The organism is Halanaerobium praevalens DSM 2228 (assembly GCF_000165465.1).
Lineage (GTDB): Bacteria > Bacillota > Halanaerobiia > Halanaerobiales > Halanaerobiaceae > Halanaerobium > Halanaerobium praevalens.
This window is the reverse complement of sequence record NC_017455.1, coordinates 1,611,932-1,634,923: the sequence shown is the minus strand read 5'-3', so window position 1 is coordinate 1,634,923 and position 22,992 is coordinate 1,611,932. Positions and strand designations below refer to the sequence as shown.

The 22,992-nt window shown below is 28.4% G+C and carries 16 protein-coding genes; all 16 read left to right on the top strand.

Features of this window, described 5'->3' with window-relative positions:
- Positions 1-12 precede the first annotated feature (12 nt).
- The 16 genes from HPRAE_RS07550 to HPRAE_RS07475 all read left to right on the top strand — a co-directional run bounded on the left by HPRAE_RS07550 (position 13) and on the right by HPRAE_RS07475 (position 22,973).
- Positions 13-2,613, top strand: a complete 2,601-nt coding sequence (locus tag HPRAE_RS07550; RefSeq protein WP_014553627.1) for a PD-(D/E)XK nuclease family protein — start codon at positions 13-15, stop codon at positions 2,611-2,613.
- Positions 2,597-5,752 carry a UvrD-helicase domain-containing protein gene (locus HPRAE_RS07545; RefSeq protein ID WP_014553626.1) on the top strand — a complete coding sequence of 1,052 codons (3,156 nt, stop codon included), beginning with the start codon at positions 2,597-2,599 and terminating at the stop codon, positions 5,750-5,752. The genes HPRAE_RS07550 and HPRAE_RS07545 overlap by 17 nt, the downstream gene beginning before the upstream one ends.
- 135 nt (positions 5,753-5,887) lie before the next feature.
- Positions 5,888-6,628: a 2,3-diphosphoglycerate-dependent phosphoglycerate mutase gene (gpmA, locus tag HPRAE_RS07540; RefSeq protein WP_014553625.1), complete on the top strand. Its 741-nt coding sequence runs from the start codon at positions 5,888-5,890 to the stop codon at positions 6,626-6,628.
- 200 nt (positions 6,629-6,828) lie between these two features.
- Entirely contained in the window at positions 6,829-7,974 is a 1,146-nt protein-coding gene (locus HPRAE_RS07535) for a S1C family serine protease (protein WP_014553624.1), read from the top strand.
- Between the two features lie 94 nt (positions 7,975-8,068).
- Positions 8,069-8,758, top strand: coding sequence for a response regulator transcription factor (locus tag HPRAE_RS07530; protein ID WP_014553623.1), 690 nt, complete (start codon positions 8,069-8,071; stop codon positions 8,756-8,758).
- Complete coding sequence (locus HPRAE_RS07525; protein WP_014553622.1) at positions 8,751-10,148, top strand: sensor histidine kinase; 1,398 nt, start codon at positions 8,751-8,753, stop codon at positions 10,146-10,148. The genes HPRAE_RS07530 and HPRAE_RS07525 overlap by 8 nt, the downstream gene beginning before the upstream one ends.
- 41 nt (positions 10,149-10,189) lie before the next feature.
- Positions 10,190-12,832: a DNA polymerase I gene (polA, locus tag HPRAE_RS07520; protein WP_014553621.1), complete on the top strand. Its 2,643-nt coding sequence runs from the start codon at positions 10,190-10,192 to the stop codon at positions 12,830-12,832.
- Positions 12,825-13,655 carry a DNA-formamidopyrimidine glycosylase gene (gene mutM, locus HPRAE_RS07515; protein ID WP_014553620.1) on the top strand — a complete coding sequence of 277 codons (831 nt, stop codon included), beginning with the start codon at positions 12,825-12,827 and terminating at the stop codon, positions 13,653-13,655. The genes polA and mutM overlap by 8 nt, the downstream gene beginning before the upstream one ends.
- A 16-nt stretch (positions 13,656-13,671) precedes the next feature.
- On the top strand, positions 13,672-14,652 hold the full coding sequence (gene coaE / locus HPRAE_RS11060; protein WP_014553619.1) for a dephospho-CoA kinase: 981 nt from the start codon (positions 13,672-13,674) through the stop codon (positions 14,650-14,652).
- A 22-nt stretch (positions 14,653-14,674) separates the two neighbouring features.
- Positions 14,675-15,226: a lytic transglycosylase domain-containing protein gene (locus HPRAE_RS07505; protein ID WP_245528261.1), complete on the top strand. Its 552-nt coding sequence runs from the start codon at positions 14,675-14,677 to the stop codon at positions 15,224-15,226.
- A 227-nt stretch (positions 15,227-15,453) separates the two neighbouring features.
- Positions 15,454-17,265 carry an ABC transporter substrate-binding protein gene (locus HPRAE_RS07500; protein WP_014553617.1) on the top strand — a complete coding sequence of 604 codons (1,812 nt, stop codon included), beginning with the start codon at positions 15,454-15,456 and terminating at the stop codon, positions 17,263-17,265.
- A gap of 105 nt (positions 17,266-17,370) precedes the next feature.
- The gene (locus tag HPRAE_RS07495; RefSeq protein ID WP_014553616.1) at positions 17,371-18,405 is read left to right on the top strand and encodes an ABC transporter permease; all 1,035 of its coding nucleotides are present in this window, start codon (positions 17,371-17,373) and stop codon (positions 18,403-18,405) included.
- Between the two features lie 7 nt (positions 18,406-18,412).
- Entirely contained in the window at positions 18,413-19,288 is an 876-nt protein-coding gene (locus HPRAE_RS07490; protein WP_014553615.1) for an ABC transporter permease, read from the top strand.
- Between the two features lie 42 nt (positions 19,289-19,330).
- On the top strand, positions 19,331-20,362 hold the full coding sequence (locus HPRAE_RS07485; RefSeq protein ID WP_014553614.1) for an ABC transporter ATP-binding protein: 1,032 nt from the start codon (positions 19,331-19,333) through the stop codon (positions 20,360-20,362).
- Complete coding sequence (locus tag HPRAE_RS07480) at positions 20,362-21,339, top strand: ABC transporter ATP-binding protein (protein WP_014553613.1); 978 nt, start codon at positions 20,362-20,364, stop codon at positions 21,337-21,339. Before HPRAE_RS07485 ends, HPRAE_RS07480 begins: the two co-directional genes overlap by 1 nt.
- Positions 21,340-21,455: 116 nt before the next feature.
- Positions 21,456-22,973, top strand: coding sequence for an ABC transporter substrate-binding protein (locus HPRAE_RS07475; protein WP_014553612.1), 1,518 nt, complete (start codon positions 21,456-21,458; stop codon positions 22,971-22,973).
- The last annotated feature ends 19 nt before the right edge of the window (positions 22,974-22,992 follow it).

The following is a 22,992-nucleotide window of genomic DNA, read 5'->3' as shown; positions in this document are numbered from 1 at the left end:
GGATGAGTAATTTTGAATTTCAAATATTATGATTATCAAGTTGATTTATTTAAAGAAATTATTAGTCAACAAGCTGAAGTTTATCTGTTTAAAAATTATCAGGATTTAAAAGAAGCAGTTAGAGTTTATCAACCTGCTCCCCTGACAAAACAGAGTTTATTTTTAACAGTTAAAGAATTTAAAAAACGTTTATTTAGCAGTGAGCAGATAGTAGTTAAAGAAGAAAAATTAGTATTAATTTTATTTTCTGTTTTAACTTCAGAGCAAAAAAAAGATCTACAATTAGATAATTATCAAGATATCCATCAGTTTACTCAACGATTTTTTGCTTACTTTAATTTGTTAAATAATTATCAGATTCAAGAATTTAAGCAATTAACTGATTGGCAAAAAGAGAGAATAAAAAGATTAGAAAATATAAAGCTCAATTATCAAAAAAAATTAAATAAATTAGGCTATGTAGATCAACTCACCTTAAGAGAAAATGGACTTTTAAATTTTGATTTTTTAGCTGATTATCAAAAAATTAATTTTTTTAATGTTCTCGAATTTACTCCCTATTTTAAAGATATAATCCAGCAATTAAGTTATAATTTCCAAGTTGAACTGCATCTTCAGCTTTTAAAAGGAGATTTTAATGAACAAAACTTATCTTTAACAAAAATTTCTTTACCTAAACTTGCTCAGCAAAATTTAGAAATAAGAAAAAATAATTCTAAATTAAAAAGCTTAACAGCTCTATTAAATGAGTTAAATCTTAGCCAAAAAGAGACAGAAATTATAGATCCTGCTTCTGAAATAGAGGCAGCTCCAATTTTAGGCCAAAAATTAAATTTTGCTAAAACTAAAAGTTATCGGGAAAGTGATTTTTATGTTTTTTTAGAAAGTCTTTATCAGCTTTACCAAAAAGGAAAAAGTGGTTCTCAAATTTTACTTGAACTGCCAGAACTCTATGCTTTAGCTGGACAAAAATTATTCAAAAAATGGCTTGATTTAGATGCAGAATCTCTTTTAGAATTGAAAAAATTAATTGGAGAAGATTATTATTATTTAGACCAGGATATAATAGAAAATAAATTACCTGCTTTTAAAAAATTATTAAATTTTTTAAAACAGCTTCGACAAATTAAAACTAGCAAAAGTTTCATTAAATCATTAAGTGATTTTGCTGGAGAGCTGTTGTCAAATGAAGCCCAGGAATTAATAGAAAAATTTAACGATAGTTTATTGGCCTTAAAGAGTATTGAAGAAATGAAAATAGTAGATAATTGGCAGGATTATTATTCAGATTTAGGTGCTGGTTTGTTTTCTTTACTTTTAAATCAACTAAAATATAAAACTCTTAAAAGAGTTCAAACAGAAAAAAGTATAGACTTTTTGGAATCTGACAGAGCGGCTCAGAAAAAAAGAAAAAAATTATTATTAAATAATTGTATTCAATCAAGTTTTGCTCTTAAACAAGATGGGCTTTTCTTTTTGAGTGAAAAACAGCTGCAGGCTAATGGTTTAGAATTAAAGCATAAGCAATCAATTTTAAAAAAATATTATTTTTTAAGACATGTTTTAAATTCCCAAAAAGCAGTAATTTTTACTGTTGAAAATGAAACAGAAAATATTTCTCCAGCAGTAATTTTAGAGGAATTACTTTTAAATTCTAATTTAGAAATTAAAGATTCTAAATTAAAATCAATAACTGAAAAAGAAATTTTAAATAATTTATTTACTTTTGATTCAACTCCACTTTTAAAAGTAAATAATTCATCTAATTTTCAGCATAATTTAGTAGTTAGAAAAGAAGATTTTGGTAGTTCTTTTAACTTTAGCTATTATAAATATAAATCTTTAAAAGATTGTTATCACCGCTTTTATTTAGAACACTTATTGAATTTAGCTCCAAATTTAGAAATAAGTCCTTCACTTTCTTTAATGACTTTAGGAATCTTAACACATCAAATATTTGGAGATTTAATGATTTATGCTAAAAAAACTAAAATCATGCCAAGTCAGATCAAAGAATCTGAACGTCAGCAGATAATTAAAAAAGCTATCAAAAAAAATGAATTAAAAATTGATAAAGATTATTTAAATTATTATAATCAAATTATTTTTAAAAGTCTTGACAGTTCTTTTATTCGTTTTGCTCATTTATTAGAAAAATATTTACCAGAAGATTTTTCTAATATTTTAGTTGAATGGCCAGAGTGGAACCGAGAGTTAGAAAAATATTTTGAAGTTGGAGGAATTGATTTTTATCTTTCAGGAAGAATTGATCTTTTATTATTAAATAAAGGTGAATATTTTATTATTGACTTTAAAACTGGTAGTGGTGATCAAAAACAGTTAGATTTTTATTCTCTAATGCTGAGACAAAATTATAATAAAAAACTTGCACCAGCTAGTAGAAAAGCAATTTATAATATTTTTGAACAAAGTTTTGAACATTCTTACCATAAAATAGAAAAAGAAGCTAAGCTGGGGGCTGAATTAGAAGAACTTAGTTTAGAGTTGTTTAATTCAGGTGAGTATGAGCGCTTATATAAAAGTCGTTGTCAGCGCTGTCCTTATCAGGCTATTTGTAGATTGGAGGTTAAAGAGAATGAAAAAAGTAATTAAAGCAAGTGCAGGAACTGGTAAAACATATAGATTATCATTAGAATATTTAGCTGCACTTTTAAAAGGAATAGATTTTTCAGAAATAATTGTAATGACTTTTACTAAAAAAGCAACTGCTGAAATTAAAAATAGAATACTTAAGCATCTAAGAGCCTTAATTCTTGGAAGTCCTGAAAAAGAAGATATTATTGCTGCTTTAGCAGAAATTCAGCCTGAACTTAAAGTTGAGGTTGAACAGCTAGAAAAAATTTATAAAAAAATGATCTTAAATGATGAAGATATAAAAATTTATACTATAGATGCATTTATTAATCAGATATTTAGCAGAGGGATTGCTCCCTTTTTAGAAATTTATAATTATCAAATTATAGATCAAAAACAAAATGAAAAAATAATAGAAGAACTTTTAAAAAAAATTTTAAATAAACAAAAATATTATCAAAAATTAGAGAGTTTTTTAGAAGCAAATACAGCTCGTAATTTAGATCCATATTTAGAGTTTATCCAGGAAATAGTTAATAATGCCTGGAAATTCATGCTTTTAGAATCAGAAACTAAGGAAAAATTACCTGAGGCTGAAATAGTAGAATTATTTGAAAATAGTTATCAAACTTTAAAAGAAGTAGCTGAGTTAAAAGGTGATGAATTTTCTGCTTCATATTTTGTTAAAGCAGCTCGCCCTTTTTATGAACAGTATCCAGATTTGCAAACTAAAAAGGCTAAAAAAGAATTTATTTATCAAAAAAAGGATTATTTGCTAAATGAAAGTTATTGGAGTGGGAATAAGCTTCGAGCAAAAAAAACTAAAGCCTTAAAAGAAAAATTAGAATTTGAATATAATCTTTTTAGGAAAAAATTGGCTGTAGAAATTTTTAACCAAGAAGTCATACCCGCTGAAAAAGAAATTATTAACTTTGCTAAATTAGTTTTAAAACTTTATCAAAAGTTGAAATTTAAAAGTGGCCAATTTACTCATTCAGATATTAGTAATTATACTTTCAAATATTTGAAAAATGAAGAAATTGATCTAATTAAAAATGGAGAAGCAACTTCTTATTTACTTGATCTTTTAGGTGGAGATTATCAAGCATTATTTATTGATGAATTTCAAGATACAAGTATTTTGCAGTGGAAAATTTTACAGCCCTTAATTAAAAATGCTAAAACTTTTATTGCAGTTGGTGATCAAAAACAATCAATTTATGGTTGGCGGGGAGGAGAGAAAAAACTTTTTGCTTCTTTAGCTGAGATCATTGAAGCTAAAACAGAAAGACTTGAACACTGTTATCGCAGTGATCAAAACATAATAAATTTAATTAACAATTTCTTTTCCAAATTAGAAGTTGATTGGAACTATCAGCCTGTAAAAGCTGTTTCTAGAAATAAAGGTTTAACAGAAGTGCTTTATGGAGGTAGCTCTGCTTATTATAATACAAAAACTAAAAAGTTTGCTGCTTTAGCACCAGAAAAACAAAATCAAATTGAAGAATTAAATAATAAAATTAAAGCAGATCTCTCCTCAGAAATAGCAGCTGATATTAAGCAAAAATATCAAAAAGATTTTGCTCAGGTTAGTGTTTTAGCTAGAACTGCTAAAGAATTAGATTTGATTGCTGATAGTCTTGCAGATGCAGAGATTCCGTATATTCTAGAAAATAGGAATTCACTTTTAGATGCTCCATTACCTAAAGCCTTAACAGCTTTTCTTTATTTTGCTGCTAATAGAGATTTTTATTCTTTACTTAAGTTTTTGCGTAGTGACCTAATTAAAATAAGTCATGCAAATTTTAAATGGATACTCAAAAATCAAAAAGAAATAAATAAATATTTTAATTCTACTCAAACTTTAGTAACTGAAATTTTCAATGAAAAATTAGAAATAAAAAAGATCTTAACTGAAATTAAAAGAGTAATTGATTTAGATTATGAGCAACTAATAAATTATCTTTATCAAAAAACTGAAATTGTAAATTTAGCTGCTGATAATAGTTTAGCATTGAAAAATATTTATAGTTTTTTTGAAATTTTAAATTCTTTTTCTTCGCTTAAAAAATTACTCAAGTATTTAAGTGAAAATAAAGAGAGTGAAGAATTAAAACAAACCAAAGTTGAAAATAAAGAAGCTGTCAGTTTAATGACTATTCATCAGGCCAAAGGCCTTTCACTACCTGTGGAATATTTTTATTGGAATCCAGGTCGAAGAGGTGCTAATTCTGGAACTGGGATTAATTTTTATTTAGATTTTGATCAAAATTATCAAAACCTAAACAATTATCTTTTTATCCAGAATAAATATCTTTCAATTTTAGACTGGCTTGATTATGATTTCAAAGCAAAGGCAGAAAAGAAAGCTGAGATGGAGGAAATAAATAATCTTTATGTAGCTTTAACTAGAGCTGAAAATGATCTTCATCTATATATTGAAGCTCCAAGGAAAATTAAGGCAAAAGCTGAATTAATGTGGGCAGGTAGTAATTATGATTATTATGAAAAAATGCTGTTAAATTCAGTTCAAGCTAATAATTTATTAGAACTTTTAGAAACTGAAACTAAAGGTCAAGCCTTAGTTTTAAAAAATCTGAACAAAAATGAAAGTTATCAGTTAAGCAATTTAAATAAATATCTTAAACAAAAGGCAGTACCTTTAGCAAGAAATTTAGCAATAGAAAAACAAAAATATAAATTTTTTCAAAAACAGGCTAGTGGTTTAAAAATTGCAGAAAATAAACTTCAAGGTCTGGCTCTTCATTATTATTTAGAAAATATCAAGTATAATCAAAAAAAAGAAAAAAAATCTGCTGCCAAACTTTTAAAAAGTAAATATGGGAATTTATTAGGAGAAGCAAAAATTACAGCAATTATTGAAAAAAGTAATCAATTTATTGAAGCTCATCCAGAAATATTTTCTAAAAAATATGAAGTTTTTAATGAATATTTACTAAAAGCAAAAACTAATTTAGGTGAAAAACAATATCGAATTGACCGTCTGCTTGTTGATCGTCAAAATAAATTGGTCAAAATTATAGATTACAAAAGTGGTAGTTATAGAGATCCAGAACAGTTAAAAAGTTATAAAGAAATTTTAGCAGCAAAGTTAGATTCAGATTGGCAGCTAGAAACTGAATTTATGGATATTTGATTTGTAAATTAATTAATATCTTTATTTTTAAAAAAATATTATAATTATTAATAATTTAAGTTAAGTCTAAATTGAGATTAACTTTAAATAAATTTTTATAATTTAAAATCAAAAAATATTTTAAGGGGTGGTTTAATGAAAATTGTATTAGTTCGCCATGGAGAAAGTAAATGGAATTTAGCTAATAAGTTTACAGGTTGGACAGATGTAGATTTAAGTAAACAAGGTTATCAAGAGGCAAAAGAAGCTGGAGAATTATTAAAAAAAGAGGGCTTTAGCTTTGATTTAGCTTATACATCTTATTTAAAACGTGCCACAAAAACTTTAAATATAATTTTAGATATTATGGATTTGCATTGGATTCCAGTTAATAAATCTTGGAAGTTAAATGAAAGACATTATGGAGCTTTACAAGGACTGAATAAAGCAGAAACTGCTAAAAAAGAAGGAGCAGAGCAGGTTCATATTTGGCGGCGTAGTTTTGATACACCTCCACCTGCTTTAGATCAAGCTGATCAGCGTTATCCTGGTAATGAAGCTAAATATGCTGAATTAAGTGAAAAACAGCTACCTAGAGCTGAGAGTTTAAAAATGACAATCGAAAGAGTAATGCCTTATTGGGAAAATGAAATTGTACCACAGATGAAAAAAGGCAAAAAGATTATTGTTGCTGCTCATGGTAATAGTTTAAGAGCTTTAGTCAAACATTTAGATGGAATTTCTGATTCAGATATTCCGAGTCTTAATATTCCAACAGGAAAACCATTAGTTTATGAATTTGACCAAGCAATGGAAGTAAAAGCTAAATATTATCTTGGTGATCAAGAGGAAATAAAAAAAGAAATGGCCAAAGTAAAAAATCAAGCTAAAAAATAATTTAATCTAAATTTAATTTTTGCTTAATTATTATTTAATTTCTCTCTGTTATATTATAACTGTAAGTTTTAATTTAATAAACTTAGAAGCTAAAAAGCAGAGAGAAATTATTTTATTAAGTCATAATTTTTTCTTGAGTATTTTTAAAAAATTATACTTAAATTTGCTTGTTAGTAAAAAATTAAAGGATGGTGTTAAAAATGAAAAGAAACAAAAATTTATTCAAAAAGGTATTATTATCTCTTATTATAATTTCTACAATTATTTCTTTAAGTCCAGCTGTTTTTGCTCAAGCAGAAAAAACTCAGTCAAATATTTATCAAGATAATCATTTTGCTGATATTGCTGAAAAAGTTGATAATGGAGTTGTTAAAGTTACTACAACTGTTAAAACATCAGGTAGACAGCAATTACCTGAAATGTTTAACGATCCTTATTTTAGGTTCTTTTTTGGTGATCGCTTTCAAGCCCCAGAACAAAAACCAAGAGAACAGCAGGGTTTTGGTTCAGGCTTTATAGTTTCTAAAGAGGGTTATATAGTTACAAATCAGCATGTAATTGATGGAGCTGAAGAAATTAAAGTAGCAATTAATGGAATCGAAGATTCTTTAAAAGCAGAGGTAGCTTGGTCTGATTTTAGTTTAGATTTAGCGATTTTAAAAATAGATAGTTCTCAGCTAGAGGAAAAATTAACTCCATTAAAAATGGGGGATTCTGAAAAAATAAGACCAGGAGACTGGGCAATAGCTATTGGAAACCCTTTAGGGTTCGAACACACAGTTACAGTTGGTGTAATTAGTGCTTTAGGAAGACCAATTCAGATTCCAACAAGTGATCGTCAGCTTAGAACTTATCAAAATCTAATTCAACTTGATGCAGCAATTAATCCTGGTAATAGTGGTGGCCCTTTATTAAATAATCAAGGAAAAGTTATTGGAATTAATACAGCTGTTTCCAGAGCTGGACAGGGAATTGGTTTTGCTATTCCGGTTAATGAAATTAAAGATATAGTTACTGAATTGCAAAATACTGGTGAAGTGACAAGACCCTGGCTTGGAATTGCTTTTAGTGAGATTAGCAAAGATGTACAAGATTATTTTGGTTTAGATAATCGAAATGGTGTAGTAGTTATGGATGTTTATCAAGATAGTCCAGCTGAAAAGGCAGGACTTAAAAGCTATGATATAATTAAAGAAATTGACCAACAAGATATTGAAAAAACTTCTGAATTGAGTCAAATGATAGCAGAAAAAGAAGTTGGAGATAAAATTATGTTTAAAATATTGAGAAATGGAAACACTAAAATTTTAGTTGGTCGAATAGGTGAAAAACCCAATGATCTTTAAAATTTAGTTTAGATTTAAATTACCGGGCTGAAAAAGCCCGGTTTTACTGTTTAAATTTAATTGATTTATTGATATAATAAGAGGGGTGAATAAAGTGGATAAAAAAATATTACTGATAGAAGATGATTCTCAAATAGCAAGATTTATAGAATTAGAGCTTGAACATGAAGGTTATCAAGTAACAAAATTTGATAATGGTTATGATGGAATAAATATTTTGAAAGAAAAAAGTTTTGATTTATTATTATTAGATATTATGTTACCTGGATTAAATGGGATGGAAGTTTGTAGTCAAATAAGAGAGTTTTCTGATATTCCTATAATTATGTTAACTGCTAAATCTGAATTAGAAGATAAAGTAAAAGGTTTAGATATTGGAGCTGATGATTATTTAACTAAGCCTTTTGAAATTGAAGAATTATTAGCGAGAATTCGAGCTCATTTAAGAAGAGATGAAGGTAATTTGGAAAATGAAAATATATTAAAAACGGCTGATGTTGAAGTTAAATTAGATGCCCATATAGTAAAAAGAGCTGGTGAAGAAATAGAATTAACTAAAAAAGAATATGATCTTTTGGTTTATTTAATTAGGAATGAAGGAATAGTAGTTAGTCGCGATAAACTATTAAATAATGTTTGGGGCTATGATTATACAGGTGAGACAAATATTGTTGATGTTTATATTCGTTATTTGCGTAGTAAAATTGATGATCCTTTTTCTCAAAAAATAATACATACTGTTAGAGGAGTTGGCTATGTATTGAGGTCAGATAAGAATGTTTGATTTTGTGCATAAAAAAAGTAAAATTTCTTGGAAAATAACAATTCTTTATGCTTTTATGTTTATGATGTTAATTTTTTTAGTTAATTTATCTATTTATTTTTTCTTATCTAATTTTATTGATGATAATATTAAAAGAAGTATTAATAATACTACCGAATTAGTACTTTCTCAATTTTCAGGTGTAGGAGATCCAGCTAATTTTTTTAATAAAGATATTTTGCAACAGATTAGTCGTAGTGAAGAAAATATATTTTTTAGAGTTTTAAATAAAGATGGGCAATTAAATGCTCAATCTAAGTATTTAGAAAACATGGATATTCCAATTAGTGCTAAAATTGAAGAGTTTCGTTCAGATAATAAAATTTTAGCAGTTAAAACAATTCCAATGAATAACTTTGTCTTTTCAAGAGGTTATCTGCAAGTTGTTAGAGATATAACTTTTGAAAAAAACTTTCTTGATTTTTTAATAATAGTTTTAACTATTGCTGCTGGGATTGGAGCTTTAACTTCTGTCTTTTTGGGATATTTTACAACTAAAAAAATGTTATCTCCCATTAATAAAGTAACTGAAACAGCACAAGAAATAAGTTCTAGTGATTTAGGTCGAAGATTAGAAGTTCGGGGGACAGATGATGAATTGAAAAAATTAGCTTTGACTTTTAATTCTATGTTAAATCGACTAGAAAAATCTTTTAAAAGACAAAAACAGTTTGTTTCAGATGCTTCACATGAATTAAGAACACCTATTTCTGTTATTAAAGGTTATGTTGATTTACTTGATCGTTGGGGTAAAGAAAAAGAAGATGTTCGAGATGAAGCTATTGAGGCTATAAAAAAAGAAACTGCTAATATGAAACATTTAATGGAAAATCTATTACTCTTGGCTCGTGGTGATGATAGTGAATTAAAAAAAGATGAAGAATTGTTTAAGATCAATGATTTTGTGCTTGAAATAGTTAAAGAGTTTGAATTAATGAAAAAAAATACGAATATCGAAGTTAAAGCACAAGCTGATATTTATTTTTATGGAGATCAAAGTTTATTTAAACAATTATTAAGAATTTTTTTAGACAATGCAGTAAAATTTAGTTCTCAACAGGGTAAAATTGCAATAGAGATAGATAAAATAGATGCTCACAACTTTTATTTTTCAGTTGAAGATGATGGCCCAGGTATTGCGCAAACAGATTTGCCAAATGTCTTTGATCGCTTTTATCAGGCTGATAAATCTCGGACGAGAAAAGAAAATAAAGGTTCTGGTTTAGGTTTAGCGATTGCTAAACAGATTATTGATAGTTATAATGGTAATATTGATGTAGAAAGTATAGAAGGTAAAGGAACAAAGTTTATTGTTGTTCTTCCCTTAGCAGAAAAGAAAGATTACAATTAAAAAACATTTAACAGATAAGTTTAAAATAGGAGCTGATTTTTTTGTCAAATAGCGAAAACAAGGAGCAAAAAACACTTTTTTTATTAGATGGACATAGTTTAACTCATCGGGCATTTTATGCTTTACCTTTATTAACAAATGATCAAGGAGAGTATACAAATGCTGTTTTTGGTTTTGTAAGAATGCTTTTTTCACTTACAGATGAGTGGCAACCAGATCGAATGATTATTACTTTTGATAAAAAAGAGCCCACTTTTAGACATCAAGAATATCCCGAATATAAGGGTAATCGGAAAAAGATGCCAGAAGAACTAGTACCTCAAATTAATTTATTGCAAGAAACTATTAAAAAACTTGAAATTCCAATGGTTTCTAAAGTAGGATATGAGGCTGATGATCTTTTGGGTACTCTTTCTAAACAAGCAGAGAAAAAAGGATATAAAGTTTATATTGTTACTGGAGATAGAGATGCTTTACAGTTAGTTTCAGAAAATGTAAATATCTTATATACTAAAAAGGGCATTTCCAATTTAATCAAGTTTGATGAAGAAAAGGTAATGGAAAAATATGAGTTAACTCCAGAAAAATTAATTGATCGTAAAGGCTTAATGGGAGATAGCTCTGATAATATACCAGGAGTACCTGGGATTGGGAAAAAAACTGCTTTAAAATTATTAAAAGAATTTGGAACAATGGAAGAAATTCTAGCTAATATTGATCAAGTTTCAGGTAAAAAACGGAAAGAAAATTTATATAAATACACTGAACAGGCAAGATTAAGTTATAGACTAGGAAAAATAAAAAGAGATGTGCCGATAGAAATTGATTTTGAAAAATGTCGTTTAGATCTTTATGATGACCAGAAAGTAGCTGAACAATTTAAAAATTTAGGCTTTACTTCTTTACTAGATCGTTTTGATTTCAAAGAAGAATTAAGTTTAGAAAATTTAGAATTTGAACTTTTAAATCAGGATAATTTAAGTGATTTTAAAGAAAAAGCTCTGACAAAAACTGAATTAGCAGTAGCTTTAAAATTAGAAACAGGTAGTAAAGCTATTTCTGGTAAAATAGATAAAATATTATTTTATTTTAAAAATGAAACTAAAATGTATATCTATCATCCAGAAGCCAAAATAGCTGCAGAAATTAAATTTATTCTTGAATCTAAAAAAGTGAAAAAATTAATGCCAGATGCTAAACTGGCTTTTTTATCTTTATTAAAAAATGAAGTTAAAGTTGCTGGAATTAGTTTTGAGCCTTTACTTGCTTTTTATTTATTACAGCCATCTTCTTCTTTACCAGAATTAGAAGAAGTTTTAAGTCACGAATTAAGTTTATCTTTTACAGAACTAGAAACAGAACAGAAATTAGCTGTTAAAACTTCTAAACTATTTGAATTAGAAACAAAATTAATTACTAAGCTAAAAGAGAATAATTTGCTTAATTTGTATCAAGAGATTGAACTTCCTTTAATTAAAGTTTTAGCTCAAATGGAGTTAAATGGTGTTAAAGTTGATAAAGACTGGCTTGCTAATTTATCAGAAAAATTAGGTAAAAGATTAGCTATAATTACAGACAAAGCACACAAATTAGCAGGAGAAGAGTTTAACCTTAACTCTCCTAAACAGTTAGGAGAAATTTTATTTGAAAAACTGGGATTACCAGTTATTAAGAGAACCAAAACTGGTTATTCAACTAATGCTAGTGTTTTAGAAAAATTAGAAGGAAAACATGAAATTATTCCTTTGATTTCAGAATACAGAGAACTAGCTAAGTTAAAATCAACTTATATTGACTCATTACCACCATTGATTAATGATGAAACTGCTAAAATTCATACTTCTTTTAATCAAATGGTAACAGCAACTGGTCGCTTAAGTAGTACTGAACCTAATTTGCAAAATATACCGATTAGAACTGAAGAGGGACGTGAAATTCGAAAAGCCTTTATCCCTTCTCGTTCAGATATGATTTTATTAGCTGTAGATTATTCTCAAATAGAACTACGAGTTTTTGCTCACTTAAGTGGAGATCAAAAATTAAAAGAAGCCTTTAATAATGAAGCTGATATTCATACTGAAACAGCAGCTGAAGTTTTTGAAGTTAAAGCAGAAGCAGTTACACCTGATTTGCGTCGTCATGCTAAAGTTATTAACTTTGGTATAGCTTATGGGATGAGTGCCTATGGTTTAAGTCAAGACTTAGATATTCCAGTTGAAGAGGCTCAAACTTATATTGATAAATATTTTGAGCGTTTTTCTGGAGTGAAAAAATATATGGAACAAACAATAGAAAAAGTTAAAAAATTAGGTTATGCAGAGACAATGTTTGGTAGAAGACGTTATATTCCTGAAATAAATAGTAGTAATTATCATCGCCGTTCTTTTGCTGAAAGAACAGCAATTAATACTCCAGTTCAAGGAACTGCTGCTGATATTATGAAAAAATCTATGTTAGATGTTTATAGCTGTTTAAAGAAATCTGAACTAGATTTGAATATTTTATTACAAGTTCATGATGAATTAGTATTTGAAGTTAATAGAAATGATTTAGATGAAGCCGCAGAATTAATTAAAGAAAAAATGGAAAATACAACTAAATTAGATGTACCATTAATAGTTGATTTACAAATTGGAGAAAATTGGCGAGATAAAGAAGATTATGAGGTGCATAAAAATGCCTGAATTACCAGAAGTAGAAACTGTAGTTAAGGGTTTAGGCCCTTTAATTCGCAATAAAAAAGTGACAGAAGTAGAAATTAGAGAAAAAAATATGATTGCTTACCCTAAAAATAATATTAAAGCCTTTAAAAAAGATTTACTTGGAGCAAAGATTGAAAAAGTTAAAAGAAGAGGTAAGTATATAATTATTGAGCTCAATAATTATAAAAATTTGGTGATTCACTTAAGAATGACAGGAAAGCTTTTAGTCAAAGAAGTTAAAGATTTTAGAGATAAACACACTCATGTTATTTTTAGTCTTGATGATGGCCAAGAAATTCGCTTTAATAATATTAGAAAGTTTGGGAGAGTTTACTTAATTGATAGAGATCAGCCAGAACAGGCTGGAGGTTTGGCAACTTTAGGGCCAGAACCTTTAAGCGATAATTTATCTTTAGAAGATTTTAAGGAATTATTTAAAAATAGAAGAGCTTTGATGAAATCTTTACTTTTAAATCAAAAATTTATTGCAGGAATTGGAAATATTTATGCAGATGAAATTCTTTTTCGGGCTGCAATTCTTCCAGATAGAACTGCAGATCAATTGAGTGAATCTGAGAAAGAGGCTATTTATTATAATATGCGCGAAATTTTACAAAAAGGTATAATTTATGGAGGTACAAGTTTTAGTGATTATGTTAATGCCTTTGGTGAAAAAGGTTCTTTTCAAGAAGAATTAAGAGTACATCAAAGAGAAGAAAAAAAATGTTATCAATGTGGAACTAAAATTAAAAAAATTAAAATTAGTGGTCGTTCAACATATTTTTGTCCTCAGTGTCAAAAATAAAAGGTAGGTGGATAAAATGATTATAGGTTTAACTGGTGGAATTGCGACTGGTAAATCAACTGCTGCTTTATATTTAGAAAAAAAGGGAGCTAAAATTATTGATGCAGATCAAATTTCACATCAACTTAGTCAAAGAGGTAAAAAAGGTTGGCAGTTGATTGTAGATGAATTTGGTGAAAAAGTATTAACAGAAAAAAAAGAGCTTGATAGAGAAAAGTTAGGTCAAATAATATTTTCTGATTCAGCTAAAAGAAAAAAATTGGAATCATTATTACATCCTTTAATTATTTATAAAATGAAGGAAAAAGCTCATCAATATTTAGCTAATGATGAACTAGTTATTTTTATGGCTCCACTTTTATTTGAAACTGGTTTAGATTATTTTTGTGATCAAGTTTGGCTAATTTCTAGTTCCCAAAAAGAGCAAATTAAAAGATTGAAAAAGAGAAATGGACTTAATCAAAAAGAGGCATTAAAAAGAATAAAATCTCAAATGAGTTTAGAAGAAAAAAAGCCAAAAGCCGATATAATAATTGAAAATAATTCGAGTATTAAGTCTTTAAAATCTAAATTAGACTCTAATTGGAATAAAATTTTAAAAGGAGTGGATTCTAAATTGATTAGAATAGCTTTAGTTGCTCATGATGAAAAAAAGGAAGATATGATAAAATTTGCCCAAAAGCATAAAGAAGTCTTAAAAAAAATGAGGTTGATAGCGACTGGGACAACAGGTCAACGCTTAATTGAAGAAACTGGCTTAGAAATTGAAAGGATGGCTTCTGGTCCAATTGGTGGAGATCAGATGATTGGTGCTGAAATAGCAAAGGGACGTTTAGATGGAGTGATATTTTTAAGAGATCCTTTAACTGCTCAACCACATGAGCCTGATGTTAGTGCATTACTGAGATTATGTGATGTTCATCAAATCCCTCTTGCCACAAATCTAGCAACTGCAGAAATGATTATCCATTCTTTAGCCGAAAAAAATAAGACTTAAACTAGGAGGATAAAATAATTTGTTGAGAAAGAATTTAAATAAACTAATTATAGTATTTCTTCTAACTGTTTTTTTAGGATTTTTATTTTTTAACAATCTTGATTTATGGACAGTTAGGAGAAATTTTTCTACAATAAGATATCAAAAAGAAATTGACAAATATGCTGAGCAATTTTCTTTAGATAAAGAATTATTAACAGCTTTAATTTATGTAGAAAGTAGATTTAATAAAAATATTAAGTCACATAAAGGAGCTATAGGTTTAATGCAATTGATGCCAACTACTGCCTTTTGGATAGCAGAAGAACTTAATTATGAAGATTTCAAATTAGAAGATTTAACAAATCCAGAAACAAATATTAAATTTGGAAGTTGGTATTTTGCTTATCTATATCAAAAATTTGACAAAAACTTAATAAAAGCTATTGCAGCTTATAATGCTGGTGAAGATAATGTTAGACAATGGACTAATCAAGGCTGGCAGGCTGATTTAGAGTTAAAATTACCATTTTCTGAAACAGATAATTTTGTCAGAAGAGTTATTTCAACTAGGAATTATTACCAAAGAAATTAAGATATAATTGGATACAACTTGATTTTTTTGTAAATTAATTATATAATTTAAGATAGGTAAATTTAAAATAATATAACTGTATTAGCATTTTTTTCTTATTGAGTTGATATTTAGCTTAAAGGGGGCGATTATTAGCAAAATTAAAAAAATTGTTAAAACTATGGCTTAGGATTATTTTTTTATGTTAATTTGTTAATTAAATTAATTATTAGGAGGGAAATTCGAGTATGCAAAAAAAATTAATAATTTTATTAAGTTTAGTTTTAGTTTTCTCAGTGATTTCAGTGGTAGGTGCTCAGGAAGTTAAGAATCCTGATACATTTGTAGAAGTTAATATGGGAACTATTGATAGTCTTGATCCTCATTTCCAATATGATTCCGCAAGTGCAGAGATTGTAAATAATGTTTATGAAAATTTAATTAAGTTTGATAAAGGTGATACAACTAAATTTTTACCTCAATTAGCAACAGAAGTTCCAACTGTAGAAAATGGTTTAATTAGAGAAAATGGTACAGTTTATGAATTTCCAATCAGAGAAGATGTAGTATTTCATAATGGAAATAAATTAACTCCAGAAGATGTTAAATATAGTTTTTTAAGATCTCTAATTCAAGATCGTGATGGTGGACCAGCTACAATGATTTATTCACCTTTAGTACAAAAAAGTTCTTTGGCAGCTGTGATTGAAGAAGTTTTAGGAGAAGAAAAAGCAGCTAAAGATTTAACTGCTGCAGAATCTGCTGAAGTTTATGCATATTTAGAAAAATCAATCGAAATAGATGGTAATAGTGTTGTTTTTCATTTACCAAAGGCATTTCCTCCATTTTTAAGTATTATTGTGCAAAATAATGGGGTTGCTTCTATTTTAGATAAAGAATGGACAATTGAGCAAGGAGGATGGGATGGTAAAGCAGAAACTATTGCTCAATATACTAATCCTTCTAAACAAGACGATCCACTATTTAACAAAATGAATGGTACAGGACCTTATGAATTTGTTAAATGGGTTAATGGAGAAGAAATAATATTAAATAGACATAATGATTACTGGAGAGAACCAGCTTCAATCAAAAAAGTAATTATTAAAATGATTGATGAATGGTCAACTCGCAAACTAATGTTAGAGCGTGGAGATGCTGATTTAGTTTATGTAGATAAGCAGTATATGAACCAGGTTGAAAATATGGATGGGGTAGAAGTAATTACTGGTTTACCAAATATCTATATGGGTGCTGGTTTAATGAATTATAGTATAGCTACTGAAGGTAATCCTGATGTTCATAGTGGTAAATTAGATGGAAAAGGAGTTCCTTCTGATTTCTTTAATGATATTAATGTTAGAAAAGGATTTTTATATTCTATGAATTATGATGCTTTTCTTAATGAAGTTTTAGATGGTGATGGTCAGCAGGGACATGGGCCAATTCCTAAGCCATTATTAGGTTATAGTGATGATTCTCCAACTTATGACTTTGATTTAGATAAAGCTGAAGAACATTTCAAAAAGGCTTTTGATGGAGAATTATGGGAAAAAGGATTTGAAATAACAATTCTTTATAATACAGGAAATAATGTTCGTAAAAGTGCTACTGATATGATTAAATATTATGTTGAGAGTATTAATCCTAAATTTAAAGTTAATGTACGTGGTGTACAGTGGGCATCTTACCTTGATAAAATAATTGCTCATAAGTTTACTTTAGGGTTTATAGCTTGGGGAGCAGATTATGCTGATCCTCATAACTTTGTCATACCTTTTGTGAGCAGCACAGGAACTTATGGTGGATTTAAAGGTGAATCTTATAAAGAATTTGCTGAAGAAAATATTGATCCTTTAATTGCTGAAGCAATTTCCTTAACTGATCCAGAAGCAAGAGCTGAGATTTATAAAGAAATTCAGAAAATAGCTCATGAAAATGCAACTGATTTTTATCTCTATCAACCAACAGCTCAGGTTGTTATGAGAGATTGGATAAAAGGTTGGTATTATGATCCAATTAGAGATCCAGGACAGTATTTTTATTCATTAGATAAATAAAATAAATATTTAGAAAAAATATTTCGATAAATGGCTGAGGAATATTTTTTCCTCAGCCATTTATTGTATATATAATAAAAAAGTTGGAAAGGATGGATATAGAGGATGATAGCTTATATTGCAAGACGTTTATTAATACTTCCGATAATCCTCTTTGGGGTAAGTTTATTGATTTTTTCAATGATTATGATGTTAGGTCCTTATCAAAGGTTAAGTACTTATATTACTGATCCAGCTCAATTAAAAGGAGTAGAGGATGTTGATCAATTAATAGCCAAATATGGCCTTGATGATCCCTGGTATGAACAATATGGACGTTGGATTGGTGGAGTTGTCAAAGGTGATTTTGGTTGGTCAGAATCTGCAGGAGCACCTGTAACCAAAGCAATTTCTGATAGATTCCCAGCTACTATAGAATTAGCTTTACTATCTTTAATACCTGTTATTTTTGGTGGTGTTATTTTAGGGGTTTTATCGGCGGTTCATCATAACAAGGCCATAGATCATATAATTAGAATTTTTGCAGTAGTTGGATGGTCTTTTCCCTCTTTTGTTTTTGGTTTATTAGTTTTAATGATTTTCTATGGAGTTTTAGGTTGGCTGCCTCCAGGAAGATTATCTAATTGGGCTACTGAAATAGTTAGTTCGGCAGAATTTATTAATTATACTGGCATGTATATTTTAGATGGAATTTTAAATTTTGATTTTGCTATTGTTTTAGATGCAATTAGACATATGATAGCTCCAGTAATGACAATTTCAATTTTATGGTGGGCTTTTATATTAAGAATCACTCGTTCTAATATGTTAGAAACATTAAAAAAAGATTATATCCGGACTGCTAGAGCTAAAGGGCTTGCAGACAACATTGTAGTCTATAAACATGCTGTTCGAAATGCTTTAATTCCGGTTGTTACAGTTGCTGGTCAGATGATATTAGGTTTAGCAGGAGGTCTAGTTATTGTTGAAAGTATTTTTAACATAAGAGGCCTAGGTCAATTTATGGCTAATTCTGCTCAACAGCTTGATTATCCAGGTGTTTTAGGAGGAGCTTTATATTTTGGTTTTCTCTTGATTTTGATTAATTTATTTGTCGATGTTTCTTATGCAATAATTGACCCTAGAATTAGATTGGAGTGATCATGTAGTGGAATGGCAAGAAGTTATTAAACGTTTATTACAAAATAAAATATCTTTGTTTGGTATTTTAATAATCTTATTTTTTATAGTGATTGCAGTTTTTGCACCTTGGATTGCACCACCTCGTGATGCAGATGAACCTTATTTAATTCCAAGAGCAGGCTGGTCAACAGAACCACAGCCTCCAAGTGAAGAACATATTTTTGGAACAACTGAAGGCCAATATGATATATTTTATGGAATTGTTTGGGGAACAAGAACTGCTTTTAGGATTGGATTAATTGTAGTTGGAATTAGTACTTCAGTTGGTATTTTACTTGGTACAGTAGCAGCTTATTATGGTGGCTGGATTGATGAAATATTAATGAGAATTACTGATATATTTATGTCAATTCCTTTTATAATTGCAACTATAGTTTTAGTGACAATTTTAGGTCAGGGAATAGATAATGTAATGTTAGCCTTAATAACCTTTAGTTGGATGAGTACTGCTCGTCTAATGAGGTCTCAAGTCTTATCAGTTAAAGAAGATGAGTTTGTTCAGGCAGCTCTTGCTTTAGGAGCAAATGATTTTAGAATTATCTTTAGGCATATCATTTTGAATACAATTTTCCCAGTTGTAATTCAGGCCTCAATGAGAATGGGATCAATGGTTATTACGGCATCTACTCTTAGTTTTTTAGGAGTAGGAGCTCCAGAAGGTTATGCAGATTGGGGACAAATGATTTCTTTTGCTCGTAATTGGATTTTAGGAGTAGAAGGTAATCCTTTATACTATTGGTATACTTTGATTATTCCAGGGATAGCAATTACATTGTTCTGTTTATCATGGAATTTAATCGGAGATGCTTTCCGTGACATTTTAGATCCTAAACTTAATTAGTATTGTTAATTTAATTAGACTTTAATAAGGTAGGTGAATTTGTTGAGTAAAGAAGCTTTAGTAGAAGTAAATAACTTAAAAACTTATTTTTATACAGAAGAAGGAGTAGTTAAAGCTGTCGACGGAGTAGATTATGAAATTTATCCTGGTGAAACTTTAGGTATAGTAGGTGAGTCAGGATGTGGTAAAAGTGTTACTTCTTTATCAATAATGAGATTAGTTGAATCCCCTCCTGGAGAAATTGCAGGTGGAGAAATAAAATTTAAAGGTAAAGATTTAACTAAAATTAGTGAAAAAGAAATGCGGCAAATTCGTGGTAATGATATTTCTATGATTTTTCAGGAACCAATGACTTCTTTAAATCCTGTTTATACAGTTGGAGATCAAATTATGGAAGCGATTATGCTGCATAAAAAGGTAAATAGAAAAGAAGCAAAAAAACAGGCTATCGATATGCTGCAAAAAGTAGGTATTCCACTCCCTGAACAGAGAGTAGATGAATATCCTCATCAATTATCTGGTGGTATGAGACAAAGAGTTATGATTGCAATGGCTTTAAGTTGTGATCCTCAATTATTGATTGCAGATGAACCTACAACAGCTCTTGATGTAACAATTCAGGCTCAAATTTTGGAATTAATGAATTCGCTTAAAAAAAGTTATGGAATGTCAATTATGATGATTACTCATGACTTAGGAGTAATTGCTGAGGTTTCAGATAGAGTAGCAGTAATGTATGCTGGTAAAGTAGTAGAATATACAGATGTAGATACTTTATTTGCAGATCCTAAACACCCTTATACTTGGGGGTTAATGAATTCAATCCCAAAATTAGATAAAGATGTAGATCGTTTAGAAGCGATTCCTGGTAGTGTACCTTCTCCTTTGAATTTTCCAGAAGGATGTAAGTTTAATACTCGCTGTCCTTTAGCTGAAGGTAAATGTTACAATGAAGAACCACCTTTAGAAAATGCAGCAGAAGGACATAAAGTTCGTTGTTGGCGTTATGAAGATTTAGAAGAAGTTAAAAAAAGAGGAGAAAGAATTTATGAGGATCGGGGTGTTTTAGAATAATGGCTGAGAATTTATTAGAAGTTAAAAATTTAAAAAAGTATTTTCCAGTTAAAGCAGGAATATTTAAGAAAACAGTTGCTCATGTAAAAGCTGTTGATGATATTTCCTTTGCAGTTAAAGAAGGAGAAACCCTCGGTCTTGTTGGAGAATCTGGTTGTGGTAAATCAACTACTGGTCGTACAATTTTAAGACTTTTAGAAGCAACTGCTGGAGAAGTTGTTTTTGAAGGTAAAAATGTTATGGATCTAGATAAAAAATCAATGCGTGCGATTAGACGTGATATGCAAATTATTTTTCAGGATCCTTATGCCTCACTTAATCCAAGAATGACAGTTGCTGACATTGTTGGTGAACCTTTAGATATTCATAAATTAGCTAAAAACAAAAAAGAAAGAAATCAAAGGGTTAAGCAAATTTTAGAAAATGTTGGTTTAGGTGCAGAATATATGCACCGTTATCCACATGAATTTAGTGGTGGTCAAAGACAAAGAATCGGAGTCGCTAGAGCTTTGGCAGTTGATCCTAAATTAATTATTGCTGATGAACCAGTATCTGCACTTGATGTATCGGTTCAGGCTCAGGTAGTAAATTTACTTCAGGATTTACAAAAAGAATATGGGCTAACTTATCTTTTTATCGCTCATGATTTAAGTGTAGTGAAGCATATTAGTGATCGAGTAGCTGTAATGTACTTAGGTAAAATAGTGGAATTAACTTCAAAAGAAGAATTATTCCAAAATCCAATGCATCCATATACTCAATCATTATTATCTGCTATTCCAGAAGCAGATCCTAAAAAGAAAAAGGATAGAATTATTTTAAAAGGAGATGTTCCTTCACCAGTAGATCCACCTTCTGGTTGTAGATTTCATCCTCGTTGTCCTAAAGCTTTTGATTTATGTTCTGTTAAAGAACCTGAATTTAAAGAATATGGAGATGGTCATTTTGCGGCCTGCCATTTATTAGAACAAGAATAATTAAATAGCTTATATCTCTTTCCCTGTCTTAATTAAATTTAATTAAGGCAGGGATTTTATTATTTTTAAAGAATAATATTAATATCAAGAATATTTAATTTAGTTGGGGGATAAAAATGAATTTTAAAAAGATTTTTTTCTTAACATTTTTAGTTATTATTTTATTAGTACCTAATCTTAAGGCAGCTGATTCTACAAATAATTTAAAAATAAAAATTAAGCAAAGGCCTTTTACTTTAAATCCTATTTATGGTTCAACTGAAAGTGAGTTAATGATTATTAATCACCTTTTTGAGAATTTAGTTAAATATGATCAAGAAGGAAAAATAGTTCCCTTTTTGGCTAAAAGTTGGGAAGTAAATAATTCTGCTTCTGTATTTGATTTTATTTTAAAAGAAGATATCTATTTTCAAGCATATGAAAAAAAAGGAATAGAGGTTCCACAGCCTGAGAGAAAGGTTAAGGCACAAGCTTGGAAAAATTATTTTGAATATTTAGCTGCTCCAAAAAACAAGTCACCTTATGCAGATTTGTTAAAAAGAGTTAAAGGCTATAAGAATTATAGAGAGGGGACAGATAATAATATTTCGGGTATTAAAGTTATAGATGAATATCAATTAAGAATTGAGTTAAAGGAATCTTATTATCCTTTTATTTATAATTTAGCTAAAAAACCAATGGCAATTATAGCAGTTCAAGCTGCCTCAGAAAATAAATTTGATTTAAAACCAATTGGGACAGGTAGATTTAGGGTTAAAAATTTTTTAAAAGATAGACTTTTATTAGAAAAAAATAAAGAGCATTGGCAAAAAAACAATTTAAATAAAAAATTGAACTCTGTAAATCAAATTGAATTTAATTTTGCCAATTTGGATTTTAAAAACGATTATAATAAATTTGATTTATATCAATTAAATACAAAAGAGCTTAAATATTATCAAGATCATAAAAATTATTTTAATAATTATCAGTTAAAACAAAAAAAGAAAGATTTTTATTATTTTTTAGCATTAGTTGCTGATGAACAAAACAATAGAACTGAGCTAAAAAAATTAAAGAGATTTTTTAAGCAAAATAAATTTAAACTAGATAATAATTCAATTATTAATTCGTTTCAGTCTGAAAATGAGTTATTAAATAATTCAAATTTTAAAAATAATCCAATTGATTTAATTGATAATCATATTCAAAAAAATACATTAGCTCTTTTAAATATTAATAATAGTGAACAAAGTCGAGCAATTGCACTTTTTTTAAAGCAAAATTTCGAAAAAAAAGAAATTGATTTTATTTTCAAAAAATATGATTGGCTTGAATATTTAAAAAGTCTTAAAAATAATAATTTTGAAAATCAGTTAATTTTAATGAGTTATACTTATCAAAATCAATTTGAATTTATATTTGATAATTTTTATTCAACTTCTTCAAATAACTATTTTAATTATAAAAATAAAAGACTTAATAATTTAATTAATTATTTAAAAATAACTAGTGATTCTGCTAAACAACAACAAGCATATCAAATTATAGCAGAGATTTTAGCTAAAGACTCACCAATTTTAAAATCTTTTAGAGCTGTTGATAATTATTTGTTTGCTGATGAATTAGCTGAAAAATATTTACTTAATTATTGATTATTTGCAGGAATATTTA

What these genes read in the sequence shown, in the direction of transcription:
- HPRAE_RS07545 (WP_014553626.1), top strand. Translation starts at nt 2,597, where the DNA reads ATGAAAAAAGTAATTAAAGCAAGTGCAGGAACTGGTAAAACATATAGA.
- gpmA (WP_014553625.1), top strand. Translation starts at nt 5,888, where the DNA reads ATGAAAATTGTATTAGTTCGCCATGGAGAAAGTAAATGGAATTTAGCT.
- HPRAE_RS07535 (WP_014553624.1), top strand. Translation starts at nt 6,829, where the DNA reads ATGAAAAGAAACAAAAATTTATTCAAAAAGGTATTATTATCTCTTATT.
- HPRAE_RS07525 (WP_014553622.1), top strand. Translation starts at nt 8,751, where the DNA reads ATGTTTGATTTTGTGCATAAAAAAAGTAAAATTTCTTGGAAAATAACA.
- mutM (WP_014553620.1), top strand. Translation starts at nt 12,825, where the DNA reads ATGCCTGAATTACCAGAAGTAGAAACTGTAGTTAAGGGTTTAGGCCCT.
- coaE (WP_014553619.1), top strand. Translation starts at nt 13,672, where the DNA reads ATGATTATAGGTTTAACTGGTGGAATTGCGACTGGTAAATCAACTGCT.
- HPRAE_RS07500 (WP_014553617.1), top strand. Translation starts at nt 15,454, where the DNA reads ATGCAAAAAAAATTAATAATTTTATTAAGTTTAGTTTTAGTTTTCTCA.
- HPRAE_RS07495 (WP_014553616.1), top strand. Translation starts at nt 17,371, where the DNA reads ATGATAGCTTATATTGCAAGACGTTTATTAATACTTCCGATAATCCTC.
- HPRAE_RS07480 (WP_014553613.1), top strand. Translation starts at nt 20,362, where the DNA reads ATGGCTGAGAATTTATTAGAAGTTAAAAATTTAAAAAAGTATTTTCCA.
- HPRAE_RS07475 (WP_014553612.1), top strand. Translation starts at nt 21,456, where the DNA reads ATGAATTTTAAAAAGATTTTTTTCTTAACATTTTTAGTTATTATTTTA.